This window comes from Salinisphaera sp. S4-8, assembly GCF_040361235.1.
Lineage (GTDB): Bacteria > Pseudomonadota > Gammaproteobacteria > Nevskiales > Salinisphaeraceae > Salinisphaera.
On record NZ_APNF01000011.1, the window covers coordinates 23,133 to 44,943 of the forward strand.

General features: G+C 64.4%; 18 protein-coding genes, 2 pseudogenes and 1 riboswitch. Of the genes and pseudogenes, 11 read left to right on the plus strand and 9 right to left on the minus strand.

Going from position 1 to position 21,811, the window contains the following annotated elements; genetic code table 11:
* Positions 1–36: 36 nt before the first annotated feature.
* Both S4A8_RS15340 and S4A8_RS15345 read left to right on the plus strand, forming a co-directional pair.
* Complete coding sequence (locus tag S4A8_RS15340; protein ID WP_353179375.1) at positions 37–435, plus strand: response regulator; 399 nt, start codon at positions 37–39, stop codon at positions 433–435.
* Positions 416–2,071 carry a diguanylate cyclase gene (locus tag S4A8_RS15345; protein ID WP_353220808.1) on the plus strand — a complete coding sequence of 552 codons (1,656 nt, stop codon included), beginning with the start codon at positions 416–418 and terminating at the stop codon, positions 2,069–2,071. The genes S4A8_RS15340 and S4A8_RS15345 overlap by 20 nt, the downstream gene beginning before the upstream one ends.
* 47 nt (positions 2,072–2,118) lie before the next feature.
* Here the strand turns inward: S4A8_RS15345 and hslO are convergent, their stop codons facing one another.
* The gene (gene hslO / locus S4A8_RS15350) at positions 2,119–3,033 is read right to left on the minus strand and encodes an Hsp33 family molecular chaperone HslO (protein ID WP_353179322.1); all 915 of its coding nucleotides are present in this window, start codon (positions 3,031–3,033) and stop codon (positions 2,119–2,121) included.
* A 163-nt stretch (positions 3,034–3,196) separates the two neighbouring features.
* Here hslO and S4A8_RS15355 point away from each other — a divergent pair, with 163 nt between their 5' ends.
* A complete protein-coding gene (locus S4A8_RS15355; protein ID WP_353220809.1) occupies positions 3,197–4,507 on the plus strand; it encodes an MATE family efflux transporter in 1,311 nt (436 codons plus the stop codon).
* A gap of 19 nt (positions 4,508–4,526) precedes the next feature.
* Here S4A8_RS15355 and S4A8_RS15360 read toward each other — a convergent pair whose 3' ends face one another.
* From S4A8_RS15360 to S4A8_RS15375, 4 genes are read right to left on the minus strand one after another with little or no spacing between them, the layout of a single operon-like run.
* The gene (locus S4A8_RS15360) at positions 4,527–5,009 is read right to left on the minus strand and encodes a GNAT family N-acetyltransferase (protein ID WP_353220810.1); all 483 of its coding nucleotides are present in this window, start codon (positions 5,007–5,009) and stop codon (positions 4,527–4,529) included.
* Between the two features lie 19 nt (positions 5,010–5,028).
* Positions 5,029–5,454, minus strand: a complete 426-nt coding sequence (locus S4A8_RS15365; protein ID WP_353220811.1) for a VOC family protein — start codon at positions 5,452–5,454, stop codon at positions 5,029–5,031.
* Between the two features lie 60 nt (positions 5,455–5,514).
* Entirely contained in the window at positions 5,515–6,741 is a 1,227-nt protein-coding gene (locus S4A8_RS15370; RefSeq protein WP_353220812.1) for an Nramp family divalent metal transporter, read from the minus strand.
* Between the two features lie 42 nt (positions 6,742–6,783).
* Positions 6,784–7,206: a hypothetical protein gene (locus S4A8_RS15375; protein ID WP_353220813.1), complete on the minus strand. Its 423-nt coding sequence runs from the start codon at positions 7,204–7,206 to the stop codon at positions 6,784–6,786.
* A 71-nt stretch (positions 7,207–7,277) separates the two neighbouring features.
* On the opposite strand from S4A8_RS15375, the gene S4A8_RS15380 reads away from it, so the two are divergent.
* Positions 7,278–8,432: a Na+/H+ antiporter NhaC family protein gene (locus tag S4A8_RS15380; RefSeq protein WP_353220814.1), complete on the plus strand. Its 1,155-nt coding sequence runs from the start codon at positions 7,278–7,280 to the stop codon at positions 8,430–8,432.
* A gap of 15 nt (positions 8,433–8,447) precedes the next feature.
* Here the strand turns inward: S4A8_RS15380 and S4A8_RS15385 are convergent, their stop codons facing one another.
* Positions 8,448–9,071, minus strand: a complete 624-nt coding sequence (locus S4A8_RS15385; RefSeq protein ID WP_353179312.1) for a LysE family translocator — start codon at positions 9,069–9,071, stop codon at positions 8,448–8,450.
* A gap of 172 nt (positions 9,072–9,243) precedes the next feature.
* On the opposite strand from S4A8_RS15385, the gene S4A8_RS15390 reads away from it, so the two are divergent.
* Positions 9,244–10,233 (plus strand): T6SS phospholipase effector Tle1-like catalytic domain-containing protein, encoded by a 990-nt coding sequence (locus tag S4A8_RS15390; protein WP_353220815.1) that lies wholly within the window; start codon positions 9,244–9,246, stop codon positions 10,231–10,233.
* A 202-nt stretch (positions 10,234–10,435) separates the two neighbouring features.
* Here the strand turns inward: S4A8_RS15390 and metH are convergent.
* From metH to S4A8_RS15405, 3 genes and pseudogenes are all read right to left on the minus strand, one after another.
* A pseudogene (gene metH, locus S4A8_RS15395) lies at positions 10,436–13,192 on the minus strand (methionine synthase); the annotation flags it as partial.
* Positions 13,193–13,201: 9 nt separating this feature from the next.
* Positions 13,202–13,591: a GxxExxY protein gene (locus S4A8_RS15400; RefSeq protein WP_353220816.1), complete on the minus strand. Its 390-nt coding sequence runs from the start codon at positions 13,589–13,591 to the stop codon at positions 13,202–13,204.
* A gap of 38 nt (positions 13,592–13,629) precedes the next feature.
* Positions 13,630–14,667: pseudogene (locus S4A8_RS15405) on the minus strand (homocysteine S-methyltransferase family protein); the annotation flags it as partial.
* A gap of 137 nt (positions 14,668–14,804) precedes the next feature.
* Positions 14,805–15,032: riboswitch (cobalamin riboswitch) on the plus strand.
* 150 nt (positions 15,033–15,182) lie between these two features.
* Between S4A8_RS15405 and btuB the strand changes: the two are divergent.
* Genes btuB through S4A8_RS15435 form a run of 6 tightly spaced genes read left to right on the plus strand, consistent with a single transcriptional unit; the run spans position 15,183 to position 21,788 of the window.
* Entirely contained in the window at positions 15,183–17,081 is a 1,899-nt protein-coding gene (gene btuB, locus S4A8_RS15410; protein WP_353220817.1) for a TonB-dependent vitamin B12 receptor, read from the plus strand.
* A 49-nt stretch (positions 17,082–17,130) separates the two neighbouring features.
* Positions 17,131–17,757, plus strand: a complete 627-nt coding sequence (gene cobO, locus S4A8_RS15415) for a cob(I)yrinic acid a,c-diamide adenosyltransferase (RefSeq protein ID WP_353179307.1) — start codon at positions 17,131–17,133, stop codon at positions 17,755–17,757.
* A gap of 3 nt (positions 17,758–17,760) precedes the next feature.
* Positions 17,761–18,534 carry an adenosylcobinamide amidohydrolase gene (locus S4A8_RS15420; protein WP_353220818.1) on the plus strand — a complete coding sequence of 258 codons (774 nt, stop codon included), beginning with the start codon at positions 17,761–17,763 and terminating at the stop codon, positions 18,532–18,534.
* The gene (locus tag S4A8_RS15425) at positions 18,524–20,002 is read left to right on the plus strand and encodes a cobyric acid synthase (RefSeq protein WP_353220819.1); all 1,479 of its coding nucleotides are present in this window, start codon (positions 18,524–18,526) and stop codon (positions 20,000–20,002) included. The genes S4A8_RS15420 and S4A8_RS15425 overlap by 11 nt, the downstream gene beginning before the upstream one ends.
* Positions 19,999–21,006 carry a FecCD family ABC transporter permease gene (locus tag S4A8_RS15430; RefSeq protein ID WP_353220820.1) on the plus strand — a complete coding sequence of 336 codons (1,008 nt, stop codon included), beginning with the start codon at positions 19,999–20,001 and terminating at the stop codon, positions 21,004–21,006. The genes S4A8_RS15425 and S4A8_RS15430 overlap by 4 nt, the downstream gene beginning before the upstream one ends.
* Complete coding sequence (locus S4A8_RS15435) at positions 21,003–21,788, plus strand: heme ABC transporter ATP-binding protein (RefSeq protein ID WP_353220821.1); 786 nt, start codon at positions 21,003–21,005, stop codon at positions 21,786–21,788. The genes S4A8_RS15430 and S4A8_RS15435 overlap by 4 nt, the downstream gene beginning before the upstream one ends.
* The last annotated feature ends 23 nt before the right edge of the window (positions 21,789–21,811 follow it).

Here is a 21,811-nt window from a genome sequence, read left to right on the forward strand (position 1 = left end):
TAACCCACGAGGATTAACGCAGTGACAGGTGAAGTAATAGTGGCTTTGCAACGGGTGCTGCATGTCGAGGACGATGAATCGATTATCGCGATCGCGCGTGTAGCGTTGGAAAACGTGGGCGGATTGACAGTGCTCAGTTGCTGCAGCGGTTTCGAAGCACTGGAAAAGGCGGTAGATTTCGATCCCGAGTTGGTATTGCTCGACGTCATGATGCCGGGCATGGACGGGCCGACCACGTTGGCGGCACTCGCCGATGTGCTCGATTTCGGGCGCGTGCCGGTGGTGTTCATGACCGCCAAGACCCAGCCGGCCGATCATGCGAACTACTATGCGCTGGGCGCGGCGGCGGTGATCGTCAAGCCGTTCGACCCGCTCACGCTCAGCGATCAAATTCGGCAGATATGGGAACAGTTCGATGCCGACCCCGACGATTGATGTTGCTCAAAAGCTCGCCCAGATGCGTCGGGACTACGGCGTGGGTCTGGCGCGCGAGCTGGCCGATCTCGCTGTCTGGGCCCAGCAGCAGGACAGCGCGAATGCCAGTGTCGACGACTGGCAGCAGATTCGCGATCGGCTGCACAAGCTCGCCGGTGGCGCGTCGACGTTCGGTTATCTCGAGATCGGCAACAGCTGTCGCGCCAGCGAGCGCGAACTGGATGCCATGCTGTGTGGCCGAGCACCAGTCGACTATGCCAGCGTAATCGCGCGCGTGGCCGCACTGCCGGACCTGCTCGGCGACGACGATCCAGCCGAAGCCGAGGCGGCTGCGGTCACCGAACCGCAGGCTGGAGTGGTCGAGGCCCATGAACCGCTCATCTATATCCTCGAGGACGAACCGGAAACCGGCGCCCAGCTGATACGGATTCTGGAAAGCTTCGATTATCGCGCCGAAATGTTCGACGATGGCCAGATGCTGCGCGCGGCCTGTCGTCGCCAGCGCCCCGATGCGCTGATTCTGGATCTGCATTTCGCCGACGCCAGCGAAATCGGCGGTCTGGCAGTCGGCGAGGCCATCCAGGCCGAGATGGACAAGCCGTTGCCGTTGTTCGCCACCGAGCAGTCCAGCGAATTCGCCATGCAACTGCGTGCCGTGCGTGCCGGCGTGGTCGGCTTCATGGCCCAGCCGCTGGAGCCGGTGCGCGTCGCCGGCCTGCTGGAAAGCCATATGCGTGCGCACCGCGCTACACCGCTGCGCGTGCTCATGGTCGACGACGACCAGGCCATGCTCGATTACCACCGGCTGGTGCTGGAAAGCGCCGGGTTTACGGTCAAGACCCTGAGCGCGCCGGAGCAAACGCTGGCCGTTATGGAGCACTTCAGCCCCGATGTGCTGGTGCTCGACGTGCGTATGCCGCGCTGCAGCGGCCCCGAGCTCGCCCAGATGGTGCGCTATCACGCGCGCTGGCTGCAGATGCCGATCACGTATCTGTCGGCCACCGAAGACGCCAACGCCCAGCTCGAGGCCATGACCAAGGCCGGCGACGATTTTCTGATTAAACCGATCACGCCCAACGCGTTCGTGGCCGCGGTTCAGGCGCGCGCGCGCCGTGCCCGTGAACTGTCGGCGGCGTTGTCGCGCGACAGTCTGACCGGTCTGCTCAAGCATGCCGATATCAAGGAACGCGTGGCGAGTGCCATGTCGCAGGCACGCCGACGGGGCGAGCCGATCGCGTTGGTCATGCTCGATATCGACTTTTTCAAACGCGTGAACGACACCTACGGCCATCTCGTGGGCGACGAAGTCATCCGCGCGCTGGCCAACCTGCTGCGGCGACGTCTGCGCACCTCGGATCTGCTCGGGCGCTATGGCGGCGAGGAGTTCGTGGTGGCCTTGCCTGGCTGTAGCGAAGCCAAGGCGGTGGAGATTATCGACGAACTACGCGAAAGCTTCGCCGAATTCACCTTCAACGCGGCGGGCGAGTCGTTTACGTCGAGCTTCAGTGCCGGGGTCAAGGTGCCCGGCGAAAACGACGATCTGCAAGCGTTGATCGCGGCCGCCGACGCCTGTCTGTATGCCGCCAAGAACGCCGGCCGCAACCGGGTCGTCGGTCATTCTGCCATCTCGGCCTAGCCGGATCGCGCACGCCGCTGGCCAAGCGCGGCCAGCGGCGCGTGTAGTCAATGCACGGTGGGCGGCTCGGCGTCGGGATTGTCGATCAGTGCTTCCACATCGGCCGGGGTAAATACATAGACCGCGTTGCAGAAGTGGCACTGGGTTTCCACCTGGCCCTGTTCTTCGAGCACGCTGCGTAGCTCGTCCGCGCCGAGCTGGTGCAGGGCCCGGCCGAAGCGCTCGCGGGTACAGGTACAGCTGAACTTGACCGGCGCCGGGTCGAACACCCGCGCCTGTTCCTCGTGGAACAATCGGTGCAATACCTGTTCCGCGCCCAGGCCGGTGAGTTCCTCGCCGGTGATGGTATCGGCCAGATGGTTGATGCGATCCCAGGCGTCGTCATCGCCGGCCTCGGCGTCGTGCACGACTTCTTCGGGCAGTTTCTGGATCAGCAGCCCGGCCGCATGCTCGGCGTCCGTGGCCAGCCATAGCCGGGTCGGCAACTGTTCCGACTGGGCGAAATACTCCTCCAGGCAGCCGGCGATATCGGGTTTGTCCAGCGCGACGATGCCCTGATAGCGCTGGCCTTCTTCCGGGTCGAGCGTGATGACCACATGGCCGCCTTCAGCCAGTGCCTGCAGGGTGGGTTCGGCGATGCGGGCCAGGGCATCGTCATCGAAACGTGCCACGCCGCGCAGGCGCTGGGCACGTTCGCCCACGCCGGGGTTGGATTCGGCCATCAGCAGTTTCAATGCGCCCTTGCCGCGAAATTCGATACTCAACGTGCCGTCGAACTTGATCGTGGCGGTCAGCAGTGCACAGGCAGCCAGCAGCTCGCCCAGCAGGCGTTCGACGGCCAGTGGATAGCCGTGATTGGCGATGGCATCGCGGTACGTGCTGTGTAGCTGCGCGATCTCGCCGCGTACCTGGGTGTCGTCGAAGATAAAGCGCTGTAGTCGATCGGTGGGCATGGCAGACATGGGTATTCTCCTGGGTCCATCGACAAGGTGCGTGCCCGTGCCGGCGAATTCAATACGAACAGGGCTGGCGCGCTGGATACGAAATGATAAATTGCGCGATCCTTGCGATGCATGCCACCGCCTTTGGCATGCGTCGCGATCATGCTGACGGGCAGGCCGCGCGATGACAGACGACGATACCGCCACACCGGTCACCGCCCGGCGGATTCTGGGGCTGGCGGTACCGGCGCTGGGCGTGCTCGCGGCCGAGCCGCTCTATGTGCTGGTGGATACCGCCGTTGTCGGTCATCTGGGCGCCCGGCCGCTGGCGGGCCTGGCCCTCGGTGGCACCGTGTTATCGGTACTCACCAGTCAGCTGACCTTTCTGTCCTACGGCACCACGGCCCGTACTGCGCGTCTGTTCGGGGCCGGCCGGCGGGCGGATGCGGTCGCCGAGGGCGGCCAGGCGAGCTGGCTGGCCATCTTCGTCGGCCTGACCGTACTGGTACTCGGCCAGTTGTTCGCCGACCCGATACTCGCGGCTCTGGCCGGCAATCCGGCGGTCGCCGAGGCGGCCGTCTCGTGGCTGCGTATCGCCCTGATCGGCGCGCCGGCCATTCTGATCACCCTCGCCGGCAATGGCTGGATGCGCGGCGTCCAGGATACGGTGCGCCCGCTGCGCTATATCCTCGCGGGCAATATCCTGTCGGCGATCGCCTGCCCGGTACTGGTCTACCCGCTGGATTTTGGGCTGGAAGGCTCGGCGATGGCCAATGTGCTCGCCCAGTACACCGCAGCCATTCTGTTCGTGCGCGCGTTGCGCGGCGAGCGGGCGCTGGTGCGCCCACGTTGGGCGATCATGAAAGCGCAGATGGTGCTCGGCCGCGATCTGATCCTGCGCAGCGCCTCGTTTCAGATCTGTTTCCTGTCGGCGGCGGCGGTGGCGGCACGCGAGTCGGCCGCGGCCCTGGGCGCGCATCAGATCGTCTATCAGCTCTGGGTGTTTCTCTCGCTGGTGCTCGACTCGCTGGCGATCGCCGCCCAGGCGCTGATCGGCGCGGAGCTGGGCGCGGCCCGCGTCGAACGCGCCCGGGCCGTGGCCTGGCAGATCACGCGCTATTCGTTCGGTCTGGGCGTCTGCCTGGCTGGGGTGTTCGCTGCCCTGGCCGGGGTTATCCCGCGCCTGTTCACGGATGACGCGGGCGTGCTTGCGCAGATTCCGTATGCCTGGTGGTTGTTCGTGGCCCAGCAGCCGGTCGCCGGTATCGTATTCGCGCTCGACGGGGTATTGCTCGGCGCGGCAGACACACGCTTTCTGCGTACCACGACGCTGGCCTGTGCCATGGGCGCCTTTCTGCCGCTGATCTGGCTGTCCTGGGCGTTTGGCTGGGGGCTGACCGGGATCTGGGTGGGGCTGACGATGTTTCTGGTCACCCGCATGGTGGCGGTGGTCTGGCGTACACGTACCGAGCATTGGGCCATCGCGGGCGCCTGAACAGGCCGCCGGCCAATCTTCAGCGGCCGGCGAATCGCGCGAGCGCGTCGCCGGCCAGCCGGTAGGTAGTCCATTCCGACTGCGGGCGCGCGCCGGCAGCTTCATAGAACTCGATCGCCGGTGTATTCCAGTCGAGCACGCTCCATTCGAAACGCCCGCAGCCTTCATCGACGGCCAGCCGGGCCAGATACTGCAGCAGTGCCTTGCCGGCACCGCGCCCACGGGCGTCAGGGGTTACGTAGAGATCTTCCAGATACAGGCCGTTGCGGGCCAGCCACGTCGAGTAGCTGTAGAAGCACACGGCAAAACCGATCGGCTCGCCGGCATCTTCACAGATGAAGGCAAAGGCCCGCGCGCCCTTATCGAACAGGGATTGCTCGATCGTTTGCTCGGTGGCGACCACTTCGTCGAGGGCTTTTTCGTAAATCGCCAGTTCGCGCACGAAGCGCAGAATCAACGGCGTGTCGGCGCGTTCGGCGGCGCGAATATGCAGATCGGTCATGGGGTTCGGTATCGGTGGTTTACTTGGCGAACAACTGGCTGCGGTCGGCAAACGCCTTGAATTCCAGTGCGTTGCCACAGGGATCGAGCAGAAACATGGTGGCCTGTTCGCCGGGCTGGCCCTGAAAACGGATATGCGGCTCGATCACGAAATCGGTGCCGCGTTCGCGCAGGCGATCGGCCAGCGCTTGCCATTCGTCCCATTCGAGCACGATGCCGAAATGCGGAATCGGCACGTCGTGGCCGTCGACCGGGTTGGTATGGGCGTTTTCCTGCGACGGGGTTTTGGGGTGTTCGTGAATGACCAGCTGGTGACCATAGAAATCGAAATCCACCCACTGCTCGCTCGAGCGGCCCTCGCTCAAGCCGAAGGTTTCACCGTAGAAACGCCGGGCCGCGGGCAGATCGTGAACCGGAATGGCCAGATGAAAGGGCGATAGCGCCATGACAGCGTCCTGAAGGAATGCCGGCGACGATTGTGGCCAGCCGCGTCGACGACAGCAAGTTCAGCCGGCGACGACGCCGAATACGCTCAGCAGCGTATACAGCCCCAGACCCGTGGCCACCAGCACGACGATCGCGCCGAGCAGGTTACCCAGCACGCCGTTGCGATACGTGCCGAGCAGCTCGCGCCGGTTCATCACCACGAGCAGAAATACCGCGATCAGTGGCAACAGAATGCCGTTGGCGGCCTGGGCGATCACGATCGCCTGTACCGGTTCGGCGCCGAACCAGGCGAAGCCCATGCCGATGACGATAATCGCAGCCCAGATTGCGCGAAAGCCGTTGCTGGCCAGATCCGGCTTCACGCCGAGCGCGCCGGTGACCGCATAAGCGGCGGCCAGTGGCGCGGTCACCGAGCTGGTCATGCCGGCCGCAAACAGCCCGATGGCAAAGAACCATTTCGCGGCCGGGCCAAGCAATGGCTCCAGCTGGGCGGCCATCTGGCCGGCGTCCTCGATCGTTGTCTGGCTGTTGAAGAACGCCGCCGCGGCGGTGATTACGATCGCGAGTGTGATCAGCCCGCCGAGCGCGATCGACAAGCCGCTGTCCAGACGCGATTCGGCCAGCGCGCGCTCGGTTGGCATATCGCGCGGCCATTTGTCCTGGACCGCGGCCGAATGCAGGAAGAAGTTATAGGTCACCACCGTAGTGCCCACCAGCGCGATCACGGTCAGCACCGAGCCGTCGGGCAGGCCGGGCGTGAATATACCGGCCAGTATTGCGCCCATGTCCGGGCGGACGATGATCGCGGTCAGGAGGAAGACCACGCTCATGGTCAGCACCAGCGCCACCAGTACCCGTTCGATGAGTTTGTAGTGCCCGGTCGCCAGCAGGGCCAGGGCCGCGCTACCCACGATCAACGCCCAGACGCGTGTGGACAGCCCGGCAATGGTTTCCAGCCCGAGCGCGGCGCCGGTGATATTGCCGGTTTCAAAAGCCGCGGTGCCAAAGCCGATCGCGACCACTACGAGGATGATCGCCGCCCAGCGCAGCAGCGGAGTGTCGATACTTTGGCGCAGCGCGGCCCCCAGGCCCAGGCGTGCGACCAGGCCCAGGCGGGCGCTCATTTCCTGAAGCACGAGCGTGGCAAAGATCGAGAACACCAGCGCCCAGAGCAGTGCATAGCCCGTTTCCGCACCGGCCACGCTGGCCGTGGTGACCGTACCGGGGCCGATGAAGGCCGCTGCGACCAGCAGCCCCGGGCCGAATTGTTTGAGCCTTTGCAGCATGGTGCCCTGCGTGTCTGCAGACGCGAGAAAACCGTCAACCGATTACACCACACTGACCGCGATCGTGCGGCGCGTGCCCGGGTTGTCTTCAACCGCCCGATAAATCATGCCAACCTGCGCGCTGAATTCTTTGGGGGCGTCTGCGCGACATGCGCTGCAGGCGGACTGGGCTATGGATCTGATTATCTCTCTTACGCCGCCGCTGGCTGCGGTGCTACTGGCGCTGGCGACACGGCGCGTGAACCTGTCGTTGTTTCTGGCGATCTGGATCGGCGGCTGGTTCGTGGCCGGCAATCCGGTGGCCGCGGTGGGCCAGAGCTTCGACTGGTTCGCCGAGGTGATGACTGACGAATGGAACGCGCGTTTTCTGGTGCTCGTTTCACTGCTGGGCGCGGGTGCGGCATTCATGTATCGCACCGGCGGCTCGCATGCGGTATCGCGCTGGCTGTCGCGGCGTATTTCCACTGGTCGCAGCGCCCAGCTGCTGACCTGGCTGCTGGGGCTGGTGATCTTTTTTCAACGACTACGTCAATTCGGTGATCGTGGGCAATGCCACCCGCGATCTGACCGGCGAACACCGCGTATCGCGCGAAAAGCTGGCCTATCTGCTGGATTCCACCTCGGCGCCCATGGCCACGCTTGGCCCGGTTTCGGACTGGATCGGCTACCAGGTGTCGCTGATCGCGGCGGCGCTCACCGCCCTGAGCCTGACCACGGAAAAACCGTATATGGCTTTCCTGCAGTCGATTCCGTGGAATTTCTATGCATTGCTGTGTCTGGTGGCGGTGCCTACGATCGTGATTCTGGGCGACTTCGGGCCCATGCGCGCGGCCGAAAAACGGGCCGAAGACGATGGCGATCTGGTCGCGCCGGGCGATACGCCGCTATCGGCCGTGGAAAACGATCTCGGCGAAGCCGATACCGAAAACGGCCGGCTCTATCACTTCTTGCTGCCGCTGGGCGTACTGCTCGGCGTGGCCTGCTGGGCGCTGTGGTATACCGGCGGCGGCGCCGAGGGCAAGCCGCTCATGGATGCCCTGGCCAATACCGATGTGGCCGTATCACTGTCGTGGGCCGCGTTCGCGATGGTCGGTACGGCCATGGCGCTGGCATTGCTGCAGCGACAAACCCTCGAGGACTGTGAAAACACGCTGCTGGCGGGTTTTCGGACCATGCTGCCGGCGCTGGTGATCATGGTGCTGGCCTGGACGATCGGTACCGTCACGGGTGCGCTGGATACCGGTGAGCACGTCATCGAAGCCACCCGCGACTGGCTCTCGCCGGGGTTGCTGCCGGTGTTGATCTTCGCGATCGCGATGGTGATTTCGTTTGCGACCGGCAGCTCTTGGGGCGCGATGGCGATTCTCACGCCCGTGGCGGTACCGCTGGCTTACAACATTGGCGATATCACCCTCGTGCACATGGCCATCGGCGCGATCTTCTCCGGCTCCATCTTCGGTGATCACTGCTCGCCGATTTCGGATACCACGGTCATGTCGTCGATCTTTGCCGGTTCGGATCATATCGCCCATGTGCGCACCCAGATTCCCTATGCGCTGGTACCGGCGGCGGTGGCCGGCGTGCTCTACCTGGCGTCGATGGTGGTGGCCTCGGCCTGGGTGCTGTTGCTGGCGGGTCTGGTCATCCAGACCGTGGCGATCTGGCTGATCGCCCGTGCGACGCCCGGCTGAGCCGGGTTGGCGCGCTTAGCCCAGCGCCAGCCAAACGCCGACCGCCATCATCAGGCTGCCGGCCACGCGATTGAGCCGCACCACGTTACGCGGCTCGCGCAGAAAGCTGCGCACGGCGTGGCCGCCGCCGGCGTAGACCAGTAACGAGCAGAACTCGATGGTCAGAATGGCGCCGACCAGCACCAGAAGCTGGGGCGCCAGGGCATTGTCGCGATCGAGAAACGGCGGCAACAGCGCGATGAAGAAGGCCCAGCCCTTGGGGTTGGCCACTGCGGTGACAAAGCCCTGGGTGATCAGCCCCGCCGGGCGCAGGGCGCCGTCGTTACGTTTGGCCGCGGGCAGCGCCGATTCGCCGCTCGCGCGCCACATCGAAATGCCCAGATAGACCAGATAGAGGCCGCCTGCGAGCTTGAGGGCGGTGAACAGCGTCGGGTAGCTGAGCATGAGCGTGGCCGCGCCGATCACTGCCAGAACCGCCACCAGGGCCACGCCTACCAGCTCGCCGATCATCATCCATAGCGTACGACGTACGCCGATACTCATGCCCAGGCTCAGCGAGAGCATCATGCACATGCCCGGGGTCAGCGACACCAGCATGAAGGTGGGAACGAATACGGACAGTTTCGGTAGATCGAGCATCGACCCGAGATCCTGCATTTTTGGGGGAACGGCCCGGGCCGGCGAGCGGACAACGGGGCGCTATTTTAGCGTTCGCCCGGTGTGTTTTCGATCACCTAGGCAGACACCCGGATTGTGGTTCGCGGTAATCGCTGTGACCGTGGCGGTGTTATTTCCCGGGGGCACATAGCCCATGGCCAAGAACATCGTGGTGTGCTGCGACGGCACCAACAGCCAGTTCGATAGCTCGGACACCAATGTCGTTCATCTCTACCGGGCGCTTGCAGATGACGCCGATCAGCGCGCCTTTTACGAGCCCGGCGTGGGGACCTTCGGTGCCCGCGTTTTGGGCGTGAACGTGGGCGAAACGCTGGGCAAGGGCCTGGGCGCGGCGTTTGGCTACGGTATTACCCAGAACCTGGTACGGGCCTATCGTTTTCTCATCGAAACCTATACGCCCGGCGATCGCGTATTCCTGTTCGGCTTCAGCCGCGGGGCATTCGCGGCGCGCTCGCTCGCGGCATTGATCGACCAGGTGGGCGTGCTCGCGCCGGACGATCGCGATCGCGCCAAGGAAATCGTCAAGGCCTGGCTCGACGGTAATACATCGGTCGTGGCGCGCTATCAGCAGCCGTTGACCCGCTGCGCCCCGCATTTTGTGGGCGTCTGGGAGACCGTCGGCGCGCTGGGCGTACTGATTCGCCTGCGCCGGTTTCACGACAACAAGCTCAGCCCCGGCGTGTGCCATGCCGTGCATGCACTGGCCATCGACGAGCAGCGGCGCAAGTTCGAGCCCACGCCCTGGGACGAAAGCGCGCTCAAACCCGGCCAGCATGCACGCCAGCGCTGGTTTGTCGGCGTGCATAGCGATGTTGGCGGCGGCTATGACGAACGCGGGCTGGCCGATATCACCCTGGGCTGGATGCTCGAACAGGCCCGGACGCAGGGCCTGGCGTTGAAGCCGGGCGCGATCGCCGCGATTAACGGCGATGCCACCGGCCGTCTACATGATTCCTACGATGGCCTGTGGCCGTTGCTCGGCCGGTATGTGCGCCACCCGCAACGCGACGATGTCTTTCACCCATCGGTGGGCGAGCGGTTGCGCCGCGTGCCCGACTACACACCGGACAATGTGCCCGCCGACGTGCGCAAGCGCCTCGCCGAAGCGGCGGGCGCCGACTGATGCATCAGCAGGGCTTTCGATAGCGTCCGCAGTTCGGCACGGGGCCTGAACATCAGACCACCTGGGCTTCCAGGTATCTGGCTTTACGTCTTCATTCGCGTGTGTTCGCGTTCATTTGCGGACAACCTGCTTGCTTGAGAAAAGCCAGCCGGCTTTCATACATCATCAAGACAAGCCTAAGGGCCTGTCGCGACGACAGGCCTTAGTCTTCGCCGCCGCCCGGCTCGTAGCCCAGATTGGTGCCGATCCATTTCTCGGCGGTGGCAATATCCCAGCCCTTGCGTGCGGCGTAGTCCTTGACCTGATCCTTGGCGACGCGCCCGACCACGAAATAACGCGATTCTGGGTGGCTGAAATACCAGCCGGATACCGCGGCACCCGGCCACATCGCCCGCGATTCGGTCAGCTCGATACCGGTACGTGCCTGTACGTCGAGCATCTCCCAGAGGGTGTCCTTCTCGGTATGTTCCGGACAGGCGGGATAGCCCGGCGCGGGCCGGATGCCGTGATACTTCTCGCCGATGAGATCCTCGTTGGACAGGGATTCATCGGGTGAATGGCCCCAGAGTTGGGTACGCACGAACTTGTGCAGCCATTCGGCGAAGGACTCGGCCAGCCGGTCGGCCAGTGACTCCACCAGAATGGCGTTGTAGTCGTCGTGCTGGGCCTTGAAGCGGTCGACGATCTCTTTCGAGCCCAGGCCCGTGGTCACCGCGAAGGCGCCCACCCAGTCGGCCTTGCCCGAATCTTCGGGGGCGATGAAGTCGGCCAGTGAGCGGTTGGGCACGCCGTCGCGATGCTCGGTCTGCTGGCGCAGGTTGTGCAGTACGTGCACGGTTTCGCTGCGATCGTCGCTCAACACGTGGATATCGTCGCCCACGCGGTGCGCGGGGAAGATGCCGGCGACACCCTTGGCGGTAAGCCATTTCTCTTCGACGATGCGCTTGAGCATGATCTGCGCCTCGTCGAAGAGCTTGCGTGCCTCCGGGCCCTTGTTCGGGTCGTTGAGAATATTCGGGTAGCGCCCTTTCATCTCCCACGACATGAAGAAGGGCGTCCAGTCGATCGTGTCCACGAGTTTTTCCAGCGGAAAGTCGTCGAACACATAAACGCCGGATTCGTCGCTGGCCTCGCCGGTGATATAGGGCGGCGCCTCGCGCAGGGCGTATTCCGTGGTTTCGGGCAGCTTCGGGCGCGGCGGCTCGTAGTTGTCCCAGTCGAGCTTCACCGCGTTGGCACGCGCGTCCGCCAGGGTGAGGAACTTGTCCTTTTTCTTGTTGGCATGGCGCTCGCGCAGCTTGTCGTAGTCGTCCTTGAGTTCGGCGATGAGCTTTTCGCGGGCATCGGGGCTGACCATGCGCGAGGCCACCGGCACCGAACGGCTGGCATCCTTGACCCACATCACCGCACCCGCGTAAGCCGGGTCGATCTTGACCGCGGTATGCGCACGCGAGGTGGTGGCGCCCCCGATCAACAGCGGCGTATTCATACCGCGCCGCTGCATTTCGGCGGCGACATTCACCATTTCGTCGAGCGAGGGCGTAATCAGCCCCGACAGGCCGATGACATGGGCGTTGTGCTTTTCCGCAGCGTCGAGGATGTCGTTCATCGGCACCATCACGCCCAGGTCGATCACCTCGAAGTTGTTGCACTGAAGCACCACGCCCACGATGTTCTTGCCGATGTCGTGCACGTCGCCCTTCACGGTCGCCATGATGATGGTGCCGTTGTTGGAGCCTTTGTCGGCCTCTTCCTTTTCTTCCTCGATGAAAGGCAGCAGATAGGCCACGGCCTTTTTCATCACGCGCGCGGATTTCACCACCTGCGGCAAAAACATCTTGCCGGCGCCGAACAGATCGCCGACCACGTTCATGCCGTCCATGAGCGGGCCTTCGATGACTTCCAGTGGCTTGTCGGCCTTCTGGCGGGCTTCTTCGGTGTCGGCTTCCACGTAGGAGTCGATACCCTTGACCAGCGCATGCTCGAGGCGTTTGTTGACCTCGAATTCGCGCCAGGCCAGATCCTCTTTCGAATCCTTCTTCTTGCCCTTGCCTTTGTATTCCTCGGCCAGGTCCAGCAGGCGTTCGGTGGCGTCGTCACGCTTGTTGAGCACGACATCCTCGCAGGCCTCGCGCAGCTTGTCGGGGATGTCGTCATAGACTTCCAGCTGGCCGGCGTTGACGATGGCCATGTCCAGCCCGGCCGGGATCGCGTGATAGAGAAACACCGAGTGCATGGCCTGGCGCACGGTTTCGTTGCCGCGAAACGAAAACGACACGTTCGACAGCCCGCCGGAGACGTGGCATCCGGGGCAGGATTCGCGTACGCGCTTCGTGGCGTTGATGAAGTCCACCGCGTAGTTGTTGTGCTCTTCGATGCCGGTGGCGATGGCAAAGATGTTGAGGTCGAAGATGATGTCTTCGGGCGGAAAGTCGAGTTTGTCGATCAGCAGCTGGTAAGCGCGCTCGGCGATCTCGACCTTGCGATCCTCGGTGTCGGCCTGGCCGGCTTCGTCGAAGGCCATGACCACGACGGCCGCGCCGTAGTCCAGACAGGCCTGGGCCTGGTCGAGAAACTTCTCTTCGCCTTCCTTGAGCGAGATGGAGTTGACCATCCCCTTGCCCTGGATACATTGCAGCCCGGCCTCGATGACCTCCCACTTGGACGAATCCACCATCACCGGCACGCGGGCGATATCCGGCTCGCCGGCCATCAGGTTGAGGAACTTGCGCATCGCCGCGACCGAGTCGAGCATGCCCTCGTCCATGTTCACGTCGATGATCTGGGCGCCGTTTTCGACCTGCTCGCGGGCCACCGACAGTGCGGTGTCGTAATCCTCTTCCTTGATCAGGCGCTTGAAGCGCGCACTACCGGTAACGTTCGTGCGCTCGCCGATGTTGATGAAGTTGGTTGCTGACGTCATTGAAACCTCTGTTTGTCCGCAGATCGACGCAGATAAGAAAACTAGCTAACGCTGGCGATTGCTTCGCACTAGGCGCCGGTGTTGTAATTCTGGCGTTCCGAAGTTGAGTAGCAGTCCGCGGGTCAGGCCCGTGACCTTCAAGTAATTGATTACTTGTGCCTCGTGTTGTGGCAGGAGGCGCGATACGGCCTTGAGCTCCAGGATGACGCTTCCAAAGCAAACGAAATCGGCCCGAAACTGGCTGTTCAGTGCACGTCCTTTGTACTGAACATCGAGTGCGGCTTCGCGTATGAATGGTATGTCGCGTTCGGCTAGTTCGATTGCTAATGCATCTTGATAAACGCCCTCGAGAAAGCCGTTGCGCAAATAGCGATGAACCTCGAACGCGGCACCCAGAATCCCATAGGTCTGCGCATCTCGTTCTTCGCTTTTCATCTGCGTCGATCTGCGTTGATCTGCGGAAAAATGTCTTAAGCCGATGCAGTGAACGGTTCCAGGCCCGACAGGCGCATCGCGCGCTTGATCTCGGGGCGCCGGCGGGGTGATTTGCCTTCGACGGCCTTGGCGATCGCGCCGATATGTTCGGGCGTGGAGCCGCAGCAGCCGCCGGCCATGTTGAGCAGGCCGGACTCGGCCCACTCGCCGATATGCTCGGCCATTTCGTCGGGGGTGAGATCGTATTCGCCGAATTCGTTGGGCAGGCCGGCGTTCGGATAGGCATGCACATAGCAGGGCGCGATACGCGACATCTCGGCCACGTAGGTACGCAGGGCGTCCGGGCCCAGCGCACAGTTCAGGCCCATGGTCAGCGGTCGACCGTGGGCAACCGAGTTGTAGAAGGCTTCGGTGGTCTGGCCGGACAGTGTGCGCCCCGAGGCGTCGGTGATGGTGCCTGAAATCATCAACGGCACGTCGATGTTTCGCGCGCGCAGGATCTTGCGATAGGCATAGATCGCGGCCTTGGCGTTGAGCGTATCGAAGATGGTTTCCATCAGGATGATATCGACACCGCCATCCAGCAGCGCCTCGGCGGCTTCGCCGTAGGCCTGGGCCAGCTGGTTGAAATCGGTATTGCGCTTGCCGGGGTCGTTTACGTCCGGCGAGATCGAGGCAGTACGGTTGGTCGGTCCGATCACGCCGGCCACCCAGCGCGGCTTGTCGGGCGTGGCGTATTCCTCGGCGACGCTGCGTGCGATCTTCGCGGCTTCGAGGTTCATCTCCACGGCCAGGTCTTCCATGTGGTAGTCGGCCTGGGCAATGGTGGTTGCCGAGAAGGTGTTGGTGGTGAGGATATCCGAGCCGGCCGCGGCGTATTGCGCGGTGATCTCGCGGATGAGTTCCGGCTTGGTGAGGGTCAGCAGATCGTTGTTGCCCTTGAGATCGCTTTCCCAGTCGGCAAAACGCTGGCCGCGATAATCGGCTTCGTCCGGATCGTGGTTCTGGATCATCGTGCCCATGGCGCCGTCGAGTACCAGGATGCGCTGCGCGAGCGCGGCTATCAGATCGCTCATGGATACCTTGAATATGTGTATGGAGGCGCAGTATATCCGTTTATCCGGATATACAGGAAGCCGAACGGGCCTGCCATCGCCCGCCGCAAGCGCTTTGACGCGGCGTTGGCGTGCTTGACGGCACCCGCGGGCCTGCTAGGCTTTGCGTTATTGCAGGTGTCCGGGCGTGTTCACACGCTCGGGTGAAACGGGAAGCCGGTGCGTCGCCACGAAGTTTCGTGTCGACAAGGCCGGCGCTGCCCCCGCAACGGTAGGCGAGTCGACTTCGACACTTCATGCCACTGGGCCCTGGCCCGGGAAGGCGTGTCGAATGGCCATGACAGGCGCTCGTGAGTCCGGAGACCGGCCTGCGATACGAGGCAACGACATCGCGGCGGGCGATGAGACGGCAGAGCGACGGCGTCGTATTCGCGCGTGTCGTATCCCTGACTGTTTCTCCAATCTGTCCCATGGCGGGTCGTGGCCGTGTCCATCGCGGCGCACGGGCGTGTGCGCCAGGGGTTATTGGGGAAACAATGTTTATCGATCGTCTTTTTTGCGGCGTGGCAGCGCCGGCGGTGGTGCTGTGTGCCGTGTTCGTAGCCGCGCCCGCACTCGCTCAGAGTGCGGCCAGTAACGACCGGCTCGCGGATATTCAGGTCACCGCCACGCGTACGCCGCAACGGGTGAGCAACACGCTGGCCGCGACCACGGTCATCGACCGCGCCGAGATCGAGCGCTTGCAGGCACGGTCGGTACGCGATCTGCTGCGACGCACGCCGGGTGTGACCATCGCCAACAACGGCGGGCCGGGCAAGTCCACCTCGATCTTTCTGCGCGGTACCGAGTCCGACCATACGCTGGTGCTGGTCGATGGCGTGGAGTATCGCTCGGCCACGGCCGGGTCGGCCGCGATCGAGGACCTGCCGGTATCACAGATCGAACGTATCGAGATCGTGCGCGGGCCGCGCTCGTCGTTGTATGGCTCGGATGCGATCGGCGGGGTGATCCAGATCTTTACCCGCGACGGGCGTGGCGTGGCCGGTACCCGACCCTATTTTCAGCTCGGCGCGGGCAGCGACAGCAGCTATGAAGGCCAGGTGGGCGTGGCTGGCAGCGATGCCAATTCCCACTACAACCTGAGCGTGAGCGGGCGCCGGACCGACGGCTTCGATGCCTGCACCGCCGATGCGGCCGGCACCGGCGGCTGTTTTACCGACGAGCCGGACGACGACGGCTACGATCGGGTCGCGGTGGCCTTCGACTACGGCTATATCTTCGATAACGGGGTCGAATGGGATCTGAACTTTCTGCGCTCGCAGGCGAATGTCGAGTTCGACGGCACCGCCCAGAATGAAACCGACAGCGTCGAGCAGATCATCGGTACCTCGCTGGCCTGGCAGCCGCTGGCGGCGTGGCGTACCAAAATCGCCTATGGCAATAGCCTGGATGACTCGGACAACTTCCTCGACGGGCGCTATGTCACGGCGTTCAAAACCCGGCGCCACCAGTTGATCTGGCAGAACGACATCAGCCTGCCCAACGACGATCTGTTCACGCTCGGCCTGGACTACGAGCATGAAAGCGTCGATGGCGACACCGATGGCGATCGCGCGAACGACTTCACCGGCGCCATGCGCGAAGACAGCCGTGATAACAAGGGCCTGTTCGTTCAGTACCTGGGCGATTGGGGCCGCCATCACCTGCAGTTGTCCGGACGTGGCGACGACAACGAACAGTTCGGCGAGCACGCTACCGGCAGTGCGGCCTACGGCATCGATTTCGCCGACGCCTATACCGCCAGTATTTCCTATGGCACCGCCTTCAAGGCACCGACCTTCAACGAACTGTATTTTCCCAACTACGGCAATCCCGAGCTGGACCCGGAAGAATCGGACAGCGTCGAAGTCGGCCTCGACGGCGATCACGACTGGGGCCGCTGGTCGCTGCATGCCTATCAGACCGAGATCGACGATCTGATTGCCTACGACTCGTCCACCTTCGCCCCGGCCAATCTCGAGAAAACCCGGATTCGGGGTGTGGAAGCGGGTATTGGTACCGCGATCGCCGAGTGGCAACTCAATGCCCAGTTCACCTGGCTCGATGCCGAAAACCGTACGCGTGGCCCGAATCAGGGCAACGAACTGCCGCGCCGGCCCGGCCATACGGGTCAGTTCGATGTCGACCGCGCCTTCGGGCGCTACAGTGCCGGGGCGAGCCTGACCGTGGCCGATTCCAGCTACGACGATGCCGCCAACGAAAACGAACTGGACAGCTATCAGGTCGTCGACCTGCGCGCCTCGGTCGAACTGGCCCGCGATTGGCTGGTACAGGCCAGCCTCAATAATCTGTTCGACGAGGAATACCAGACCGCCCGCTTCTACAATCAGGCCGATCGCAACGTGTTTTTCACACTGCGCTACCAGCCGCAGTAGCCTTAAGTCGCACGGCCCGTTCGGGCCGTGCGCTATCAACGGAGCCCTCATGAGCGACGAATCCCGCAGCGACGACGACGCCAAGGCCGAACGCCACAAGGCGACCATGCAGAAACAAAAAGCCCGGGTGGATGCCGCCATCGAGGCGGCCGATACTGAACGCGGCGTGTTGTTGCTGCTCACCGGCAACGGCAAGGGCAAGTCCTCCTCGGCCTTCGGCATGGTCATGCGGGCGCTGGGCTACGGGCATCGCGTGGGCGTGGTGCAGTTCATCAAGGGCCAACAGCTCTCCGGCGAAGAGATCTACGTGCGCGATCATTGCCCGCAGGTGGCTTTTCATCAGATGGGCACCGGGTTTACCTGGAACACCCAGGATCGCAGTGGCGATATCGCCGCCGCCGAGGCGACCTGGGCCAAGGTCGAGCCGATGCTTACCGACGACAGCTTCGATCTGGTCGTACTCGACGAGTTGACCTACATGATCGGCTACAGCTATCTCGATGAGAAAAAAGTGCTGGACGCCCTGGCCAACCGGCCACGCGAACAGTCGGTAGTGGTCACCGGTCGCGGCGGCGGGTCGGCCCTGCGCGAACTGGCGGATACCGTCTCCGAGATCAAGGACATCAAGCACGCCTTCAAGGCGGGCATCAAGGCGCGCAAGGGCGTCGACTACTAGGTAATGGCGCCAGCCCCGGCTACCTGGTGGCGCTGGTCTGCACGCGACGATCTGCCATCGGCTACGGTGCAGACCATTCCCGCAGCGCGTTTGCTGCCGGGCTGGCAGGCCGGCGTGGCCGACGGCGGGCTGGCGATTGCTTTCGATCGGCCCTGGCATTGTCTGAGTTCTGCGGCGGCGAGAGGTGGCTGGAGCATGGCGCAGGGCTTTGCCAACCGCCATGTCGGCGACGACGATCGCGCCGCGTTGAATACGCCGGACAGCCTCATTGCCGATTTCGCAGCCCAGCGCGGGCTCGCCGCGCACTGTGTCGGCATGCTCACCGCCGCTTCGATGCGCAGTCTGCGGTTCGCTACGGTGGATATCGAGGGCGAGCGTCTGTGTGTGGTCGTGACCGCCGGCCTGGCCAACGCCCGGCGGGCCGGCGATCGGGCGGATCGGCGTGAACTGCGCCCCGGCCCCTGCGAAATAGGCACCATCAATCTCGCCCTGGCGACCACGCTAGCCCTGACCCCGGCGGCACAGGTCGAAACCCTGGCCACGCTGACCGAAGCCAAGGCCGCGGCGCTGCAAGCGCTCGATGCGCGCAGCCCGATTTCGAATGAAATCGCGACCGGTACCGGTACCGATGCCAGCGCCGTATTCTGTAACAGCGCCGGCGAGCCGTTACGCTACACGGGCAAGCACACCCGGTTTGGCGAATATGCCGCGCGGCTCGTGATCGATGCCCTCACCGATGCCATTCGCCCGCAACCGGGTTGGGCCGATGGCTGCTAGGACACGCCCTCAGACGCTCATGATCCAGGGCACGGCCACCGATGCCGGCAAGTCGACGCTGGTGGCCGGCCTGGGCCGCGCCTGGCACCGGCGCGGTGTGTCGGTCGCCCCGTTCAAGCCGCAGAACATGGCCTTGAACAGTGCCGTATCCAGCGACGGCGGCGAAATCGCCCGCGCCCAGGCCGTGCAGGCGGCGGCCTGCGGGGTCGCGCCCACCATCGACATGAGCCCGGTACTGCTCAAGCCCTCCAGCGATCGCAACGCCCAGGTCATCATCCACGGCCGCGCGGTGGCCGGCATGTCGGCAAGCGACTATCACCACTACAAGCCGACCGCGATGGCTGCGGTGCGCGCCTCGCATGCACGCCTGAGCGAACAATATGAGCTCGTGCTCGTGGAAGGCGCGGGTAGCCCGGCGGAGATCAATCTGCGGGCCAACGATATTGCCAATATGGGCTTCGCCGAGGCAGTGGATTGTCCGGTCGTGCTGGTGGCCGATATCGACAAGGGCGGCGTGTTCGCCCAGATCGTGGGCACGCTGGCCCTTTTGTCCGAATCCGAGCGGGCGCGCATCGTCGGTTTCGTGATCAACCGGTTTCGCGGCGATATCGCCCTGCTCGAACCCGGCCTGGAATGGCTGGAGCGCGAGACCGGCAAACCGGTATTTGGCGTGCTGCCCTGGCTGGATGGGCTCTATCTCGACGCCGAGGATGCCATCGCCCGCGATCAGCGCGTCGATGCCGATGCCCGTTTCGTGGTCCAGGTGCCCGCCTTGCCGCGGATTTCCAATCACACCGATTTCGACGCGCTGCGTCTGCAGCCGGGTGTGGATCTGCAATGGGTCGGGCCCGGTCAGCGCCCGGGCGGGGCCGATCTCATCGTGCTGCCGGGCTCCAAGAATGTGCGCGCGGATCGGCAATGGCTAGCAGCCAATGGCTGGGATACGCATATCACCCGGCACCTGCGCTACGGCGGACACGTGCTCGGCATCTGTGGCGGCTATCAGATGCTCGGGCAGGCGATCGACGACCCGCACGGTGTGGAAGACGCGCCGGGCGCGGTTGCTGGGCTGGGCCTGCTTGATATCGCGACAGAAGTCGGCACCGAAAAACGGCTCGAAAACGTCAGCGGCCGGCTGGTGGAGAGTCAGAGCAATGGCGAGGCAGCGGTCGCCGGCTATCGAATTCATTGTGGCGTGACCCGCGGCGCCGATCTGGTGCGCCCCTTTGTCGCGCTCGATAACGGCTTCGACGGCGCGATCAGCGCCGATGGCCAGGTCGCCGGCACCTATCTGCACGGGCTGTTCGACAGCGCGGCCGGCTGTGCGGCGGTGCTCGCCTGGGCGGGTTTGGAAAACGCGGCCACCGAAGATCTCGCGGGCCTGCGCGAGCGCCAGTTCGAACGGCTGGCCGATGCCGTGGAAGCTGCGATCGATCTCGACGCGCTACTTGCCGAGGCTGGCGCATGAGTCCGCGCCGGCTCGTCTGGCTGCTCGCGTTCGCCCTGCCGGTCTGTCTGCTGGCAGCGGTGATGCTCGGCGCGGTGCGCCTGCCGGCGCTGGATGTGCTGGCGGTGCTGGTCGGCCGCGATGATGGCCTGGATCGGCTGGCGCTGATCGTGCGTCAGTTGCGCCTGCCGCGCGCGCTGCTTACCGCCCTGGTCGGGGCGATGCTGGCGATTTGCGGGGCGGCCATGCAGGGCTTGTTTCGCAATCCGCTGGCCGATCCCTCGCTGATCGGCGTAACCGCGGGCGCATCGGTGGGCGCGAGTCTGGTCATCGTATTCGCAGGCGGGGCGGCCGGCTTTATCGGCCTGTCGCTGGTGTCGTTGGGCGCGTTCGTCGGCGGCACCGCGGCGGTGTTGCTGGTCTATCGCTTGGCCACCGGCCCGGGCGGTACATCGGTGGCGACCATGCTGCTGGCCGGGATTGCCATCGGCGCGCTGGCCGGCAGCGTGGGCTCGCTGCTGGAGTTTCATGCTGATAACGAAATGCTGCGCCGGATCAGCCTCTGGCGCATGGGCGGGCTCGATGGCGCCAACTGGCCACGGGTCGCGATCGTGGCCGGGGTGAGCGCGCTTGTGTTCTGGGTACTGCCACGCCAGGCCGATGCGCTCAATGCCCTGTTGCTGGGCGAATCGGAGGCGCGGCATCTGGGGATTGCGGTGGATCGCATCAAGCGTCGGCTGGTGCTGCTCACCGCTGCCGGCGTGGGTGTTTCGGTGGCGGTCGCGGGGGCGATTACCTTCGTGGGGCTGGTCGTGCCGCATATCGTGCGCATGCTCATCGGCCCCGATCATCGCTGGTTGCTGCCGGCCTCGGCGCTGGCGGGGGCAATTCTTTTGCTTTTGGCCGATACGCTGGCCCGTATCGTGGTCGCGCCCACCGAGCTGCCGGTGGGCCTGCTGACGGCCTTGCTCGGCGCGCCGTTTTTCATCTCGCTGTTGCGCCGGCGGCGCGAGTACGGGCTATGACGGCGCCGATACTCGAAGTCGAGGCCTTGAGCCTGCGCGCGGGCGGGCGCACTGTCGTCGAAGCCGTCGGGTTCGTACTCGCGGCCGGCCAGCATCTGGCCGTGATCGGGCCCAACGGGGCCGGCAAGTCGACCCTGATTCATGCCTTGATCGGCGATTTGGCGCCCGCGGCCGGGGCGATTCGTCTGTCCGGACGTACCCTCGCCGACTGGCCAGCACGCGAGCGTGCCTGCCGGGTCGCGTTGTTGCCGCAGGCCAGCGCGCTGAATTTCCCGTTCACCGTGGCCGAGGTCGTGCGCCTGGGCCGTGGCCCGCATGCCTCGGGCAGCGTGGCCGACCGCAGGATCGTGGGGCAGACGCTGGCGGCCTGCGATATCGCCCATCTGCGCGATCGGCCTTATACGCGCCTGTCCGGCGGCGAGAAACAGCGCGTGCAGCTGGCTCGGGTGATGAGCCAGATCTGGCGCGCCGAGGACGCCGGCGAACGGCTGTTGCTGCTCGACGAGCCGGTAGCCGCGCTCGATCTCGGCCACCAGCGTCTGGTCATGCAACAGGTCGCGGAGCTGGCCGCCCAGGGCGTGGCGATCGTGAGCGTGCTGCACGATATCAGCCTGGCCGCGCGCTATGCCGATCGCATGCTGGCCCTGCGCGACGGGCGTACGATTGCCGCCGGCACGCCGGCCGAAGTGGTTACCGCCGAACGCATGCAATGTCTGTTCGATACGCACACGCGGGTGATCACCCACCCCGATAGCCATACACCGGTGGTATTGCATGGGTGAGCGGGCTGTCTGTCGCAGGAGAA

Coding starts and splice junctions, on each gene's coding strand:
- S4A8_RS15345 (WP_353220808.1), top strand. CDS start 416: ATGCCGACCCCGACGATTGATGTTGCTCAAAAGCTCGCCCAGATGCGT.
- hslO (WP_353179322.1), bottom strand. CDS start 3,033: ATGTCTGCCATGCCCACCGATCGACTACAGCGCTTTATCTTCGACGAC.
- S4A8_RS15355 (WP_353220809.1), top strand. CDS start 3,197: ATGACAGACGACGATACCGCCACACCGGTCACCGCCCGGCGGATTCTG.
- S4A8_RS15360 (WP_353220810.1), bottom strand. CDS start 5,009: ATGACCGATCTGCATATTCGCGCCGCCGAACGCGCCGACACGCCGTTG.
- S4A8_RS15365 (WP_353220811.1), bottom strand. CDS start 5,454: ATGGCGCTATCGCCCTTTCATCTGGCCATTCCGGTTCACGATCTGCCC.
- S4A8_RS15370 (WP_353220812.1), bottom strand. CDS start 6,741: ATGCTGCAAAGGCTCAAACAATTCGGCCCGGGGCTGCTGGTCGCAGCG.
- S4A8_RS15385 (WP_353179312.1), bottom strand. CDS start 9,071: ATGCTCGATCTACCGAAACTGTCCGTATTCGTTCCCACCTTCATGCTG.
- S4A8_RS15390 (WP_353220815.1), top strand. CDS start 9,244: ATGGCCAAGAACATCGTGGTGTGCTGCGACGGCACCAACAGCCAGTTC.
- S4A8_RS15400 (WP_353220816.1), bottom strand. CDS start 13,591: ATGAAAAGCGAAGAACGAGATGCGCAGACCTATGGGATTCTGGGTGCC.
- btuB (WP_353220817.1), top strand. CDS start 15,183: ATGTTTATCGATCGTCTTTTTTGCGGCGTGGCAGCGCCGGCGGTGGTG.
- cobO (WP_353179307.1), top strand. CDS start 17,131: ATGAGCGACGAATCCCGCAGCGACGACGACGCCAAGGCCGAACGCCAC.
- S4A8_RS15420 (WP_353220818.1), top strand. CDS start 17,761: ATGGCGCCAGCCCCGGCTACCTGGTGGCGCTGGTCTGCACGCGACGAT.
- S4A8_RS15425 (WP_353220819.1), top strand. CDS start 18,524: ATGGCTGCTAGGACACGCCCTCAGACGCTCATGATCCAGGGCACGGCC.
- S4A8_RS15430 (WP_353220820.1), top strand. CDS start 19,999: ATGAGTCCGCGCCGGCTCGTCTGGCTGCTCGCGTTCGCCCTGCCGGTC.
- S4A8_RS15435 (WP_353220821.1), top strand. CDS start 21,003: ATGACGGCGCCGATACTCGAAGTCGAGGCCTTGAGCCTGCGCGCGGGC.